Origin of the sequence: Sphingobium sp. EM0848 (assembly GCF_013375555.1) — a bacterium.
Classification (GTDB): domain Bacteria; phylum Pseudomonadota; class Alphaproteobacteria; order Sphingomonadales; family Sphingomonadaceae; genus Sphingobium.
The window spans coordinates 924,037-937,405 of record NZ_JABXWB010000005.1 but is presented as its reverse complement, the minus strand read 5'-3'; the positions used below and the strand labels follow the sequence as shown (position 1 = coordinate 937,405).

Below are 13,369 nucleotides of genomic sequence, written 5' to 3'. Positions count from 1 at the left end.
TTGCAGAGGGCATCATTCCGGGGCAAGATCGGGACCGAAAAGATGATGGAGGATGCGCCTGATGGCAAAGGATGGCGATGCGGCGGACGGATGGTCGCGCAAGGAGTTTCTCAACCTGTTCGCGACCGGTGCCCTGGCCGCGGTGACGGCGCGCGGCGCCCCGGTATCGGCGCAGACGCTGTCCCGCGCGACGCGCCCGCTCAACATCCTGTTCATCCTGACCGATCAGGAACGCGCCCGGCTCCCCGCTGCCTTGCCCCTACCGGGGCATGACCGGCTGAAGGCGCGAGCCACCATATTCGACAATCATTTCGTGCATACCGCCCCTTGCGGGCCGTCGCGATCGACCATCTACACCGGGCAGCATACGCAGCATACCGGCGTCTATCTCAACCCCAATAGCGCGCCCTATCCCGAACTGACGCCGGAAATACCGACCATCGGCCATATGCTGCGACAGGCGGGTTATCTCACCGCCTATAAGGGCAAATGGCACCTGACCAATGAGGATCGCCGTTATGATGCGCGGGTGCATGACTATCCCAATGACGCCGACTATCTGGAAAAATACGGCTTTTCCCATTTCAATTTCGACGGCGACAAGACCGGTCTGACCTGGGAGGGATTTCAGCGCGACGAAGCAACCGCCGCCGATGCCGCCGCCTTCCTCTATGATCAGGCAAAGGTGGGCGCCGATGCGAAGCCATGGTTTCTGGCGGTCAATTTCGTCAACCCGCATGACATTATGTGGTTCGACGCCACAGGCCGGCAGGAAAAGACGCGGGTTGCGCCCAATTTCGTGTCGCCACTGATGGGCGAACCGGGCCATCCGATCTATCGCAAGGACTGGAAACAACCATTACCATGCAGTTTCCATGCCGACGACCTGTCGACCAAACCAATGGCGCATCGTGCCGAACTGGCATCCATGGTATTTCTCTACGGCGAACTGCCCCGTAGCGACGTGGCCGCATGGGAGCGTTTTCAAAATTATTATTTCAACTGCGTGATCGACATGGACCGACAACTGGTCCTGCTGCTCGATGCGCTGGAACGCTCGGGCCAGGCGGACAGTACGATCATCATCTACACTTCCGACCATGGCGAGCGGGCGGGCGCGCACGGGATGCGACAGAAGGGCAGCACCGTTTATGACGAGGATCTGCGCGTTCCGCTCTACATCACCCATCCTGATGTGGCGGGCGGGCGCACCGTGGCCAATCTGGCCAGCACCGTCGATCTCGCGCCGACGATTCTGTCCATGGCGGGCGTCCCGGCAGACCGGATCAAAGGCCAGTGGAGCGCCCTGAAGGGCGTCGATCTCAGCCCGGTGCTGCACGGTAGCACCCGGCGGACGGAGCGGGACAAGCGCGGCATCCTGTTCAACTATGCCGTCGGCTATGGCTGGAACGCGCCCGATGTGCCGGTGGGAACGGAAAAGTCAAAGCCGCTGCCCAAGCCGGACTTCTCGCTGCGACGACTGCATCGCGGGGTATTCGATGGCCGGTACAAATTCGCCCGATATTTCGCGCCGGCCGATCATCATCTGCCCCGCGACTGGGCGACGCTGACGGCCCGCAACGATCTGGAACTGTACGATCTGGCGAAGGACCCCGACGAGCTGGTCAATCTGGCAACGGCTCCACAAGCGCATCGGGACACGATCCTGCGCCTCAACGCCATGACCAACGCGCTGATCGAGACGGAAATCGGTGAGGACAAGGGGGCGGAATATCGGGGCGCCTACACGATCCCTGCCTGAAAAAAACGGGCTTCGATCGACCATGCCGGTCGAAGCCCGAGGCTGGGTGATCGGCACGCTCAACCGTGGAGCGATATCGGCAATTCCTTCATCGCTCCGACGAAATTGGACGCGATATAGCGCGGGCTGTAGAGCAGCTCATAATCGGGATAGCGGGCGAGAAACGCCTCCAGGATCAGCCGCAATTGCAGGATCGCCAACCGCGAGCCAAGGCAATGATGGAATCCATAGCCAAAGGTCAGATGGCGTGAGGCATTGGCCCGCGTGACATCGAGCCGGTGCGGGTCATCGAAGATCGCCGGGTCATGATTGCCCGCACCATAGAGCATCGCCACCCGCTCACCCGCGCGCACCGGTGTTCCGCCAATCTCCACATCTTGGCGGGCGGTGCGCGCCATCTGGAAAACCGGACTGAACCAGCGCAAAATCTCGTTGACTGCGCCAGGAATGAGGGCGGGGTCAGCGATCAGGCGACGGCGCTCATCGCGAAAGAGCGACAGTGCCCAGATCGCGCCGGACAGCGAACTGCGCGTGGTTTCATTGCCCGCCGCCAGCATGTTGGAGAAGAAGCTCTTCTGCTCAATCTCGCCCAGCGGCTCGCCATCGATCCGGCCATTGGCAATGCGGCTGATAAGGTCGTCCTGCGGGTCGCGCCGCCGTGCCTCCAGCAATTGCCAGCCATAGTCGAAGATATCGAGATAGCGGCGGTTCGCTTCCTCCATGGTGGGAGCATAATCAGGATCGTCCGTGCCGAAGACGGCATTGGTGAAATCGAAGATCCGCCATTCATCCTCCGCCGGGATGCCCATCAGCGCGCAGATCGTCTTGATCGGTACGATGGCGCCGATCTCTGTCACGAACTCCGCACTGTCCGCGCCCTCCAGCCTATCCATCAGCGCGGCGACGGACGCGCGGACACGCACCTCCACCGTCTTGAGGCCAGAGGGCATGAAAGCCGGGCTGACCAGCGCCCGATAGGCGTCATGCTCGGGCTGGTCCATCGCCAGCATGAAGCGGGCGAGCGCCTGACCGATTTCGGGCGCCATCGCCATGCGATTGTCGGTCGAAATACGAAAACCCCGGCTCGACGTGAAATTCACGCTGTCGAGCGACACCGCGCGAATATCCTCATAGCGGGTCAGCACCCAGAAAGGCGGCTGCCTGGCCGAGCCGGGATGGAATAGGACAGGCTGCTCGCGCCGCAAGCGGTCATAGGCCTCATGCGGATGCCCCGCCGCGAAGCACGCCGTATCCAGAAGGTTGAAATCGCCGGTTGCAGGGGTGGTGTCGGCTTCGGCCAGGGTCATGATCCTTCCCTTCGAGTGCTACGCCTCAAGCTCAGTAATTCAGCGTGAATTGCGCCGCAATCGTGCGCGGCGGATCGACGAACTTGCCGATCATCGACGCCGAGAAGGGCACGGCGAAGGCGAAGGACGATGTCGTCTTGTTGGTCAGATTCTTGCCAACCAACGCCAGTTCCCAGCGTCGATCCGCGTTGCGGATACCGATCCGCGCGTCAAGCTTCGCAAAACCATTCTGCGCCGCCGCCGGATTATAGGAGGTTTCAAGATAGGTCTTGCTGCGGAAGCTCACACCGACATTGCCGAGCAGGTGCAGCCTGTCCGTCACCGGCTGGTCGAGATCGACGTTTACCGCGCCGCTCCATTTGGAACTGAGCGGCACCGGCTTGCCCGCCGCATTATTGTTCAGCGGGTTGCAGGTCGGATTGTCGTAGAAGCAGGGCGCACCGGGGAAATCATCATATTTGGCATCCAGATAGGCACCAGACGCCGTCACCTTGACCGTATCGACTACGGGCAAGCTGAGATCGGCCTCTACACCCTTGCTCGTCGCCCGCCCGGCATTGGCCGTGATGAAGCTGCTGGACACCGCGTCATAGCTGGACACTTGCAGATCCTTGAACTCGGTATGGAACAGCGCAATGTTGAAAAAGGCCTTTCGGTTGAACAATGCGAGCTTCGCGCCGATTTCATAGGTTTCGGAACTTTCCGGCTCGATCTGGAACTGCGGTGCCGTAGTGGTCGACTGTGCACCGACAAAACCGCCCGACTTCGATCCCTGCCCATAGGAGAGATAGATCATCGCCGCTTTGTTCGGTTCCCACTGCACACTGACCGATGGGTCCCATTCCCTTTCCACGCGCCGCCCGGATAGGGGCGTGGCGATCCAAGACGGCAGCACGGTGCCGGTGTTGGCGCGTTCCTGATCTGCCGTTTTGCGGTCATAGGTGTAACGCAGGCTGCCGATCAGGCGGAACCGGTTTGAAAATTTATAGATGAGCTGGCCAAAGCCGGACCAGACGACGTTATCCTGATCGAAGCGGCGATAGCTACCGCCATTATAGGGACCGACATGAATACGCGTGTCGCCGATCAGGCGATAATCGCTGGTCTGAAAATAGCCGCCGACCACATATTCAAGTGGATGATCGGTAGGAGAGGCGAGCCGTACTTCCTGCGAGAACTGATTATATTTTTCACCAAATCCGGTCGCGAGCTGCGGCGCGGGACCGAAATCAGAATCCAGCCGCTTGTCGAACTTGTAATGCGAATATCCCGTGATGCTGGTCAGCACATGGTCGCCAATATCGATATTGGCGGTCACCGACCCGTTCATGCTGTCGCTATTGTCGAAATCCCTGTCGACAAAGCCGGGAAAGCCGCTGGTGGCGCGCTGGCGATCGGGATCGGCGGCGGTTTCGATCCGTTCCACCGCTGTCCCGGTAATATCGACGTGGCCGCCTTCCAGCTTGGCGATGATCTCCAGCCCCTGTCCGGCGTCATAGAGCAGGGTGCCGCGTGCATAGAAGGATTTGCGCTTGGGTTCATTGCCGCCCAACTGGCTGTTATGGGTATAGCCGTCGCTCTTTTCGTAGCGCACGGCGACGCGCGCGGCGAGCGTGTTGCTGAGCGGGCCGGAGACGACGCCCTGTACGCTGCCGCCACCCAGTTCGAACTCAGCCGAGCCATCGATCCGCGCCATGAACTCACGCGTCGGCTTGGCGGAAATGACGCTGATCGCGCCCGCGCTGGTATTCTTGCCGACCAGCGCGCCCTGCGGTCCGCGCAGCACCTCGATCCGCTCGATATCAAGGAAGGGCGCCTGGAACTGCCGCGCATGGCCGCCATAAATGCCGTCGACGAAAAGGCCAACGGTCTGCTCCACGGCAAGATTGCCGGGCGGCGAGCCGATGCCGCGAATGAAGAAGGCGTTATTGCCCGGCGAAGGCTGCGCGTAGAAATTGGGTACATATTGCTTCAGCTCGGTGAAATCCTTCACCCCGTTACGGGTCAGCGCTTCTCCACCGATCACTGCCATGGAGATCGGCACATCCTGAAGATTCTGCGCCCGCTTCTGCGCGGTCACGATGATTTCCTGTTCAGCGGGCCCGGAATCTGCCGGCCGCGTTTCCTGCGCATGGGCTGGTGCGAGCATGGCCGCCATCGACGCACTCGCCAGAAATAGCCTGATTTTTCCAGGCACAACTATCCTGCTCTTAGCCTTCACGGACCCCTCCTCAATCATCAGTTATTTGCCGATTTATCGATTTAATAACAGTCAATGTAATTGACATTTATGCCGCACGCAAGTGCCGATATAACCGTCAATTTTTTTGTATATAATTTCATATTTTTCATATGCTTACTTCTATATAGCGCGAATGTTAGCAGCAGATCTCCGGCAAAATTTTGGCAGGCAACCACTCCGCTTGCATCGGCACGAATCATCGGTCTATTTCATCAAATCTATTGACATTTTTCCACCACAGCGCGACGGGATGACCAAAGCGGCGGAGACGGTGAGTCACGCCAATTCCGGGAGAGATTTATGGACTTCGACCTGCCCAGCGAACTTACCGCCTATCTGTCCGAGTTGGATGCCTTCATCGCCGCCGAAATCGCCCCTCTACAGGCAGCGGACGACAATGAGCGCTTCTTCGACCATCGTCGCGAACATGCCCGCACCGACTGGGACCGTGACGGCCTGCCGCGCCATGAATGGGAAGCGCTGCTGAACGAGGCCAAGCGCCGGGCCGATGCCGCCGGCCATTTACGGTTCGCGCTGCCCACCGAATTTGGCGGCAGGAACGGCAGCAACCTCGCCATGGCGGTCATCCGCGAGCATCTCGCCGCCAAGGGGCTGGGCCTGCACAACGATCTTCAGAACGAGCATTCGATCGTCGGCAATTTCCCGCAGGTACTGATGTTCCGCGACTTCGGCACACCCAACCAGCAGGCCGAATTCATCCCCGGACTGGTCGAGGGGCATCGCGCCCTTCCCTTCGGCCTGACCGAGCCCGATCATGGCTCCGACGCGACGCATATGGAAACCACCGCCGTCCGCGAAACCCGCGACGGGATCACCGGCTGGCGCATCGATGGCGAGAAGATGTGGACCACGGGCATGCATGTGGCGACGCACTGCATGGTGTTCGCCCGCACATCCGGCAAGGCGGGCGACGCGCGCGGGATCAGTTGCCTGATCGTGCCCGCCGATGCGCCAGGGGTCGAGATTGCGGAATATCTCTGGACCTTCAACATGCCGACCGATCATCCGCGCGTGCGGTTCGACAATGTCTGGGTGCCCGATACGGCGATGTTCGGCACGCCCGATGAGGGCCTCGCGCTGGCACAGCATTTCGTCCATGAAAACCGTATCCGCCAGGCGGCTTCCTCCCTGGGCGCGGCGGCCTATTGCGTCGAGCAGAGCATTGCCTATGCCCGCGCCCGCAAACCCTTCGGCAAGCCGCTGGCCGCCAATCAGGCAATCCAGTTCCCGCTGGTCGAGCTGTCGACGCAGATCGAGATGCTGCGGCTGATGATCCGCAAGACCGCCTGGGACATGGACCGCATGTCCAAGCCGGAGGTCGCGGAACGGCTGTCAGACAAGGTGTCGATGTGCAATTTCTGGGCGAACCGGCTGGTCTGCGAAGCGGCGGACCGGGCCATGCAGGTGCATGGCGCGATCGGCTATTCGCGGCACAAGCCGTTCGAACATATCTATCGCCACCATCGCCGCTATCGGATCACCGAGGGCGCGGAGGAAATACAGATGCGCAAAGTCGGGGCATGGATGTTCGGCTATGCCGGCCCCAATCGCGGTATCGGAGGGCACTGAGGCATGGAAGTCATGCAGATCGACGCCATCGCCTTCGGCGCGCTGGACAACCATGAAGGCCGCACATTCGGACCATCCGACTGGCGCGAAGTCACACAGGCACGGGTCGACCTCTTTGCGGACGCGACCGATGACCATCAATGGATTCATGTCGACACCGCGCGCGCCGGGGAGGAACTGGGTGGCACCATCGCCCATGGGTTCCTGACCCTGTCGCTGCTGCCTGCGATGATGGAGGATCTGCTGCGCGTCGATGGCGTCGCCCATATCCTGAATTACGGCCTCAACCGTGTCCGTTTCACCCAGCCGGTCAAGACCGGCCAGCGCATCCGGTCGCGGCTGCGCATCCTGACGGTCGAACCACGGGGCGCGGGCCGCATGGTAAGCTGCGAGATGACGGTCGAGATCGAGGGCGAGACCCGGCCTGCCTGCGTCGCGGAAACGGTGATGCTTTATCTCCCCGCCGTCCCGGCCTGAGCATTACGCTCAGGCCGCCAGCCGGGCCTTACATCGCCCTCACTCCCTCGTCAGGTCAGCGTAGAGTTGGGCGCCAGCCCCACCAGCGCCCGGCCGTGCAATTCAGTCGCAACGTCCAGATCATAGACGACATGGCTCGCCATCACCTGCACGTCACGCAATGCGCGTTGCAGAGGATTGTCGAGACTGTGTACGCTCGACCCGGAGCTTTCGCACAATGTCTGGATCGCCTCGCGACATTGACCCACGGCAAAGGCGATCTGCCCGCGCAACTGGATGCGCGCTTGCGTCTGCTCGGGCTCGTCGATGGCACCCAGGCCGACATTGCGCCGCGCCGCATCGCGGATCGCCAGCTCCGCCGAGCGCACCAGCATGTCCGCACGGGCAAGGCGCATCTGCGCCGCCGGCTTTTCGGCCTGCGTCCCTTCGCTGCCCATCTTCACATGGCCCGCCAGCCGCTCCTTCGTCTGCTCGACTGCCGAGCGGGCCGCTCCGAGCGCCGGGATCGCTGCCGTCACGGCCAGGCTCGGCAACATGGGCGAAGCAAAGAGCGGATTGTCATGCAACCGCGCTGCATGGCCGCGCCCCGACCGGGCTGGACCGACGGCAAAGGCGCGGTGGCCCGGCACGAACAGGTCGGACAGCAATATATCATTGCTACCCGTGCCGATCATCCCGTCGACATGCCAGGTATCGATCACCGTCGCCTCACTCGCAGGCAGGATGAACATGTGCATCACCGGACCGTCTTCACCGGGCACGAAGGCGTTCACCATCACCCAGTCGGCATGCATGATGCCGGTGCCCCATTTCCAGTGTCCGGTCAGCCGATAGCCGCCCTCGACCGGTTCCGCCTTGCCCGGCGGCGCGGCGACACTGGGCGCGACGATATAGGGATGGCCGCCCCAGATTTCCGCCTGTGTTTCTTCGGGGAATTGCGCAAGCAGCCAGTTATGCTGGGCACAGAAACTTGCCACCCACCCGGTCGAGGCGCAGCCTTCGGCCAGCGGCAGGGTCGCGTCGATATATTGGTCGGCGGTGAGTTCCAATCCGCCGAACCGCTTGGGCACCATCAGGTAGAAATAGCCGGATTCGCGGATGGCCGCCCACACGGCATCGACCGGACGCCGCAGCCGTTCGGCCTCCCGCGCATATTCGGCGAGCAGAGGCTTGAGCGCGCGCGTCCGCTCGATCAGCCGTTCGGGCGTCAGCTGCGCCAACGCTTCGGCAGAGAGGAAGTCATCCCCCGGCGGGATACGGCGATCCGCCAGTTTGGGTGCGGTGGTCGAATCATTCATGGTGGGCTCTCCTGCATGTCTTGCTTTGGATTTCATTTTTTCTGATCCGCCATTTTTGTCAAGTATATTTACATTTATCGACGCCAGATGAATCGCGTGGTTGCAAAATCCCGCGCAATTCCGCACACAGGAATAATGTCAACTAACCTGCTAATGCTGGACCTGGTGAAGGCCATTTACTGGTTCGATGAGGCTCTTCAGCAAGGGCTGCGATCGAAGGGCTGGCACGATGTCACGCGCGCCCAGTCGCTGGTGCTCGCCAATCTCGCCAACGGCGAAAGCCGGTCCGCCCGCATCGCGGAAAATCTCGGCGTCTCACGACAGGCGATGAGCCAGATGCTGGCCGAGATGGTGGCGAAGGATCTTGTCTGCGTGGCGGATGATCCCGGCGACCGCCGCGCGCGCATCGTGACATTCTCGCCTTCCGCAGCGCCGCTGCGCGAGGATGCGGGGGTGATCCTTCTCGCACTGGAGGAACGGCTGGAACGTCATATCGGCAAAGCGCGTATGAAAGCGGTGCGCGCGGCTATGGGTATCGATTGGCGAAACGTTTGAAAATGGATTGACGCATGAATTTCCCAAACATATTTTTCGTCAAATAATTTTACATATATTTCCACTGCCGCTACAGCCCTCCGCAGGATCGTCGTTTGCACGACACCGCCCTTCGGAGAGATGTGAAATGCCCAATATCCTGATCGTCTTCCATTCCCGCGACGGCATGACCGAGGCACTGGCGCAGGCCGTGGCGGAAGGCGCAGCCGCCGCCGGCGGCGAAATACGCCTCCGGCGCGCTCGTGAAGCGGTGGGCCCCGATGTGATGGCGATGGTGCCCGGCTGGGCCGACAATGCGGAGCGCATGAATGCGCTCTATCCCGCGCCGACGACGGACGACGCACTCTGGGCCGATGCGATCCTGTTCGGAACACCATCCCGCTTCGGCCTCGTCTGCTCGGAAGTGAAGGCTTATCTGGACAGCCTGGGCACATTGTGGGCCAAGGGGCAGCTCGTCAACAAGGTCGGATCGGCCTTTGCCAGTTCAGGCAGCACCCATGGCGGCAATGAAGTCACCAGCCTGACCCTGTTCGTGCCGATGGCGCATTTCGGCATGATCATCGTCCCGCCGGGCTTTGCCGATGCCGCGATGTTTCAGGCGGGAACGCCCTATGGTGCCTCCGCCGTCTCGCATAACCGCCCGGGCGCCCTGCCCTCCCAAGCCGAATGCGCCGCCGCCCGCTTTCAGGGTCGACATGTCACCACCGTCGCGGCTGCACTGAAAGGCGCCGGATTGCGTCCCATGGACTGAGTATCGATGACCGGCTCTTGCAGGTCCCATCATCGTGGCGACCAGACGGCAGGCATGGACGTCACCGTCAAGGCACCGAAAGCCGGCATATATTCGATCGGCTTGTCGAGGTCGATCCGCAGATCAGGCATGCGCTCATATAATTTGCGCAGACCGATGGGCGCCTCGACACGCACCAGCGGCTGGCCCGCACACGCATGACGCCCGCGCCCCAGGCCCAGATGACGATTGGCATTGATCCGCCTGATGTCGAACCGGGCCGGGTCCGAGAACATGTCCGCGTCCAGATTTGCTGCCGGAATCAAGGCACAAACAAGCGATCCGCGCGGGATCAGGTGATCGTGCAACGTAACGTCCTTCGTCGCAATGCGAAACAGGGTAAGGGTCGACCCCTGTCGCCGCAAACCTTCCTCCACCGCATTATTTGCCAGTGACGGATCTGCCTTCAGGAGAGCAAGCTGATCCGGGTTCCGGGTGAAGTGCAGGATCAGATGGGCAAGAAGCGTCGCGGTCGTATCGAAACCCGCCGTAATCAGCGAAAGGGAGTGACGGACCACTGCGCCGGGATCAATGGCGTTGCCATTGGCATCCCGCGCCATGATCATCGCGCTGATAAGGTCGCCGCCCGGATTCTTCTGCCGCTCCAGCACCGTCTCGCGCAGGAAGGCACCCGCGTCGGCAAGATCGGTCCAGCGGGCCTCGATCTGCTGTGCGGAGAGATGCGTCGTGATGACTTCATCACTGTCGAGCTTTTTGGGCACGAGCAGCGCAAACAGAGCTTCGGCCCAGCGCCGATAGTCCGCCGAATATTCCTTGGGCAGATTGAGCATCTGGGTGATGACGCGCATGGAAAAGGCATAGCAGATCTCGATCATATTGCCTTCACCGCTGTCGATCACAGAATCGATGATCTCATCGGCAGCGATCGCGGCATAGCCTGCCATGGAATCGATGATCTTCCGGGCAAAGCCGTTCTGGATCGTGGCACGGGCCAGCGTGTGTTCGGGCGGATCGATGGCGAAGATGATTTCGTCCTTGACGAAATCGGCGGCACGCGATGCCAGCTTTGCGGGCACGGGAATGCGGCCGACTGCGCGGGAAGAGAATGTCTGGTAATCGGAAAGGACTGCTGCCACGTCCTGATATTTGGTGATCATCCAGGAATTGGTCTGATCATCGAAGAAGATCGGCGCCTCTTCATGGGCGCGTTTGGATAAAAGGAATGGATCGCGCAGGAATCCATCGTCAGCAACACTGAAGCCAGGCAGGCGAGGCCTCTCGGCAACCGTTGCATCCTTCATGTCGATCTCCTTCTCCATCGCCAATATTATCATTCGCGATGGTAGGATTAGCTTCTGCCCTTGAACGCGCACCGTCACTAATGAGAGGCTATGAGCGCTTATGAAGTCGGTCGGCTGGCCTGACTCATATGGTACGCGACCGCAGGCGCCAGAATGTCCACAACATGCAGCGAATCATTATATTCCCTGACATTGGCGATTTTTCCGCCCGACATTTCGAAGACCAGACAGTAACGATTATTATAGATTTGATCGAGGCAGGTCTTCGCATGAGACTCCACTTCGATCGACAGCTTCTCACCGCCGTCCACGACATCGATAATGGCCAAATGCAGGCAGTTATCCTGAAGGGCTGCCCGCATTCCAGCAAGTCGAGGCTGCAATTCATCCATCGTCATTGTGACGCCTCGCACGACCTGCACGATCGACCATTGCGCATCTTCCGTGAACATGGAAAACGCCTTTTCGAGCGACCCGGTCCCGAATTCCTTCAGGAAGGACTCGATAATCGAGAGATTATTGCTGGCCATTGGTTTCTTTCCGGCTTTATTCGAAGGAAATGGAATCAGCGACGCGCGTGAACAGCGGGAACAGCTTGTTCATCGCCATGTCGTGCAATTCCTGATCCATGCCGGTCGTCGCCTGTTTGGCGATGATGACGGCATAATTCAGTTCATAGGCATGACGGGCCGTCGATTCGACGCCCATATTGGTTGAAACACCGCCGATCACGACTGTCTTGATGCCGCGCCGGCGCAGTTGCAGGTCCAGTTCCGTGCCGGTGAACGCGCCCCATTGACGCTTGGTGATGAAAATATCTCCTTCCTGGGCGAGCCCCGGGGCCAATGCATCGAAATTGGCGGGCAGTCCTCCTTCGAACTGCATGGGGGCATCGACAGGCTGCATCAGCGCGTCGCCGAAATCCGGAGACCAGCTGACATTGACGAGAACAACCGGGGCGCCAGCGGCGCGAAACTGCTCGGCCAGTTTCTTGCCCTGGCTGGCGAGTTCTTCGGATGTCAGCGGTGTGAGCGGAAGGGGGAGAATGCCCTGCTGAATATCGATCAGCACCAGGGCCGTCGTCTTCGGATCTACAATGGTCACTATGCACTCCAACGGAAGATGTGGGCGTTGTGGTTCTGATCCAGCTTTCTAGGCATGATGAGCCATCGCCTTCCCTCCCAATTTGGAGGGGGAGGCAAGATCGGCCCCCTTTCCCGATCCCCCCTTCGCCGCCATCCTGTTCCCTAAGCGCCGACAGGCCCCAGCAAACCAAGCTGGCCCAGCAGCGCCATGGCCTGCGCGCGCGTCTTGCAACCGAATTTCTGGACGACATTGTCGAGATGGAAACGGACTGTCACCTTGGATATGCCCATCAACTGGGCGATTTCCGCTTCGCGATAGCCCTGCGCCAGCGTCCGCGCGCAGTCCCATTCGCGGGGCGTCAGATGGGAACGCTCATCCTGATCGTCAGCATCGCCGCCCACCGACTGGCCGGCAATCCGCATGAACCGATGACCGATGGCGAGAAGGTCTCCCTCAACGCTTTGAATCAGCGCCTTGAAGGACGAATCCTTCGCTCCTCCGGCCAGAACCATCATCGCAACCCGTCCCTTGGGAAGGTGAATGGGCACGACCAGCAGGGTGGAAACCCCCATATCGCGAATGAGCGCGGTCACCTGCCGCTGTTCGGGCGAATCCTGATAAGGTTGCCGCCGACGTTTTTCCTGAAGGGATACGACGAACGGGAGATCGGTAAACCGGCAACGAATATAGACTGGCATCTTGAGCGCGGCATGGCGATCCCACCAGAGGCTCAGCAGTTCATCCGGCCATCCGCGCGCCCGGGCATAGCGGTCCATTTCCGGTATCTGATAGGGATGGGAGGTATCGAGAACCCAGAATGTCAGCGGCAGATCAAGCACCGCCGCAACGGCATCGAGCACCTTCTCCGCTTCGCTCAGTTCCGTTGCGTTACGCAAATCGCCCAGAATAGGTTCCAGCGCTTCACGAACGCTTTTTTCGGCATCGACCGGAGACTCCATCACATCACAGGCAAACATGATTCAGGTCCTCTTCCTATTTT

At 60.5% G+C, this 13,369-nt stretch carries 12 protein-coding genes; 5 read left to right on the top strand and 7 right to left on the bottom strand.

What is annotated here, in order from left to right; translation table 11 throughout:
* Positions 1-61: 61 nt before the first annotated feature.
* Positions 62-1,762 (top strand): sulfatase-like hydrolase/transferase, encoded by a 1,701-nt coding sequence (locus tag HUK73_RS22405; protein ID WP_176594014.1) that lies wholly within the window; start codon positions 62-64, stop codon positions 1,760-1,762.
* A 59-nt stretch (positions 1,763-1,821) separates the two neighbouring features.
* Here the strand turns inward: HUK73_RS22405 and HUK73_RS22400 are convergent, their stop codons facing one another.
* Complete coding sequence (locus HUK73_RS22400; protein ID WP_176594013.1) at positions 1,822-3,069, bottom strand: cytochrome P450; 1,248 nt, start codon at positions 3,067-3,069, stop codon at positions 1,822-1,824.
* A 31-nt stretch (positions 3,070-3,100) separates the two neighbouring features.
* Positions 3,101-5,149, bottom strand: coding sequence for a TonB-dependent receptor domain-containing protein (locus HUK73_RS22395; RefSeq protein ID WP_176594012.1), 2,049 nt, complete (start codon positions 5,147-5,149; stop codon positions 3,101-3,103).
* 462 nt (positions 5,150-5,611) lie between these two features.
* Between HUK73_RS22395 and HUK73_RS22390 the strand changes: the two genes are divergently transcribed.
* Both HUK73_RS22390 and HUK73_RS22385 read left to right on the top strand, forming a co-directional pair.
* A complete protein-coding gene (locus HUK73_RS22390; RefSeq protein WP_176594011.1) occupies positions 5,612-6,901 on the top strand; it encodes an acyl-CoA dehydrogenase family protein in 1,290 nt (429 codons plus the stop codon).
* A 3-nt stretch (positions 6,902-6,904) separates the two neighbouring features.
* The gene (locus HUK73_RS22385; RefSeq protein ID WP_304413760.1) at positions 6,905-7,378 is read left to right on the top strand and encodes a MaoC family dehydratase; all 474 of its coding nucleotides are present in this window, start codon (positions 6,905-6,907) and stop codon (positions 7,376-7,378) included.
* Between the two features lie 50 nt (positions 7,379-7,428).
* Here HUK73_RS22385 and HUK73_RS22380 read toward each other — a convergent pair whose 3' ends face one another.
* On the bottom strand, positions 7,429-8,676 hold the full coding sequence (locus HUK73_RS22380) for an acyl-CoA dehydrogenase family protein (protein WP_176594010.1): 1,248 nt from the start codon (positions 8,674-8,676) through the stop codon (positions 7,429-7,431).
* 135 nt (positions 8,677-8,811) lie between these two features.
* Between HUK73_RS22380 and HUK73_RS22375 the strand changes: the two genes are divergently transcribed.
* Both HUK73_RS22375 and wrbA read left to right on the top strand, forming a co-directional pair.
* On the top strand, positions 8,812-9,231 hold the full coding sequence (locus tag HUK73_RS22375; RefSeq protein ID WP_176594009.1) for a MarR family winged helix-turn-helix transcriptional regulator: 420 nt from the start codon (positions 8,812-8,814) through the stop codon (positions 9,229-9,231).
* Between the two features lie 127 nt (positions 9,232-9,358).
* Positions 9,359-9,982, top strand: a complete 624-nt coding sequence (gene wrbA / locus HUK73_RS22370; protein WP_176594008.1) for an NAD(P)H:quinone oxidoreductase — start codon at positions 9,359-9,361, stop codon at positions 9,980-9,982.
* A 29-nt stretch (positions 9,983-10,011) separates the two neighbouring features.
* On the opposite strand, the gene HUK73_RS22365 is transcribed toward wrbA, so the two are convergent.
* From HUK73_RS22365 to HUK73_RS22350, 4 genes are all read right to left on the bottom strand, one after another.
* A complete protein-coding gene (locus HUK73_RS22365) occupies positions 10,012-11,283 on the bottom strand; it encodes a cytochrome P450 (RefSeq protein WP_176594007.1) in 1,272 nt (423 codons plus the stop codon).
* Positions 11,284-11,381: 98 nt separating this feature from the next.
* Positions 11,382-11,813, bottom strand: a complete 432-nt coding sequence (locus HUK73_RS22360; RefSeq protein WP_176594006.1) for a nuclear transport factor 2 family protein — start codon at positions 11,811-11,813, stop codon at positions 11,382-11,384.
* Between the two features lie 16 nt (positions 11,814-11,829).
* A complete protein-coding gene (locus tag HUK73_RS22355; protein WP_176594005.1) occupies positions 11,830-12,387 on the bottom strand; it encodes a hydrolase in 558 nt (185 codons plus the stop codon).
* Positions 12,388-12,530: 143 nt separating this feature from the next.
* Positions 12,531-13,346, bottom strand: coding sequence for a helix-turn-helix transcriptional regulator (locus HUK73_RS22350; RefSeq protein ID WP_176594004.1), 816 nt, complete (start codon positions 13,344-13,346; stop codon positions 12,531-12,533).
* Positions 13,347-13,369 lie beyond the last annotated feature (23 nt).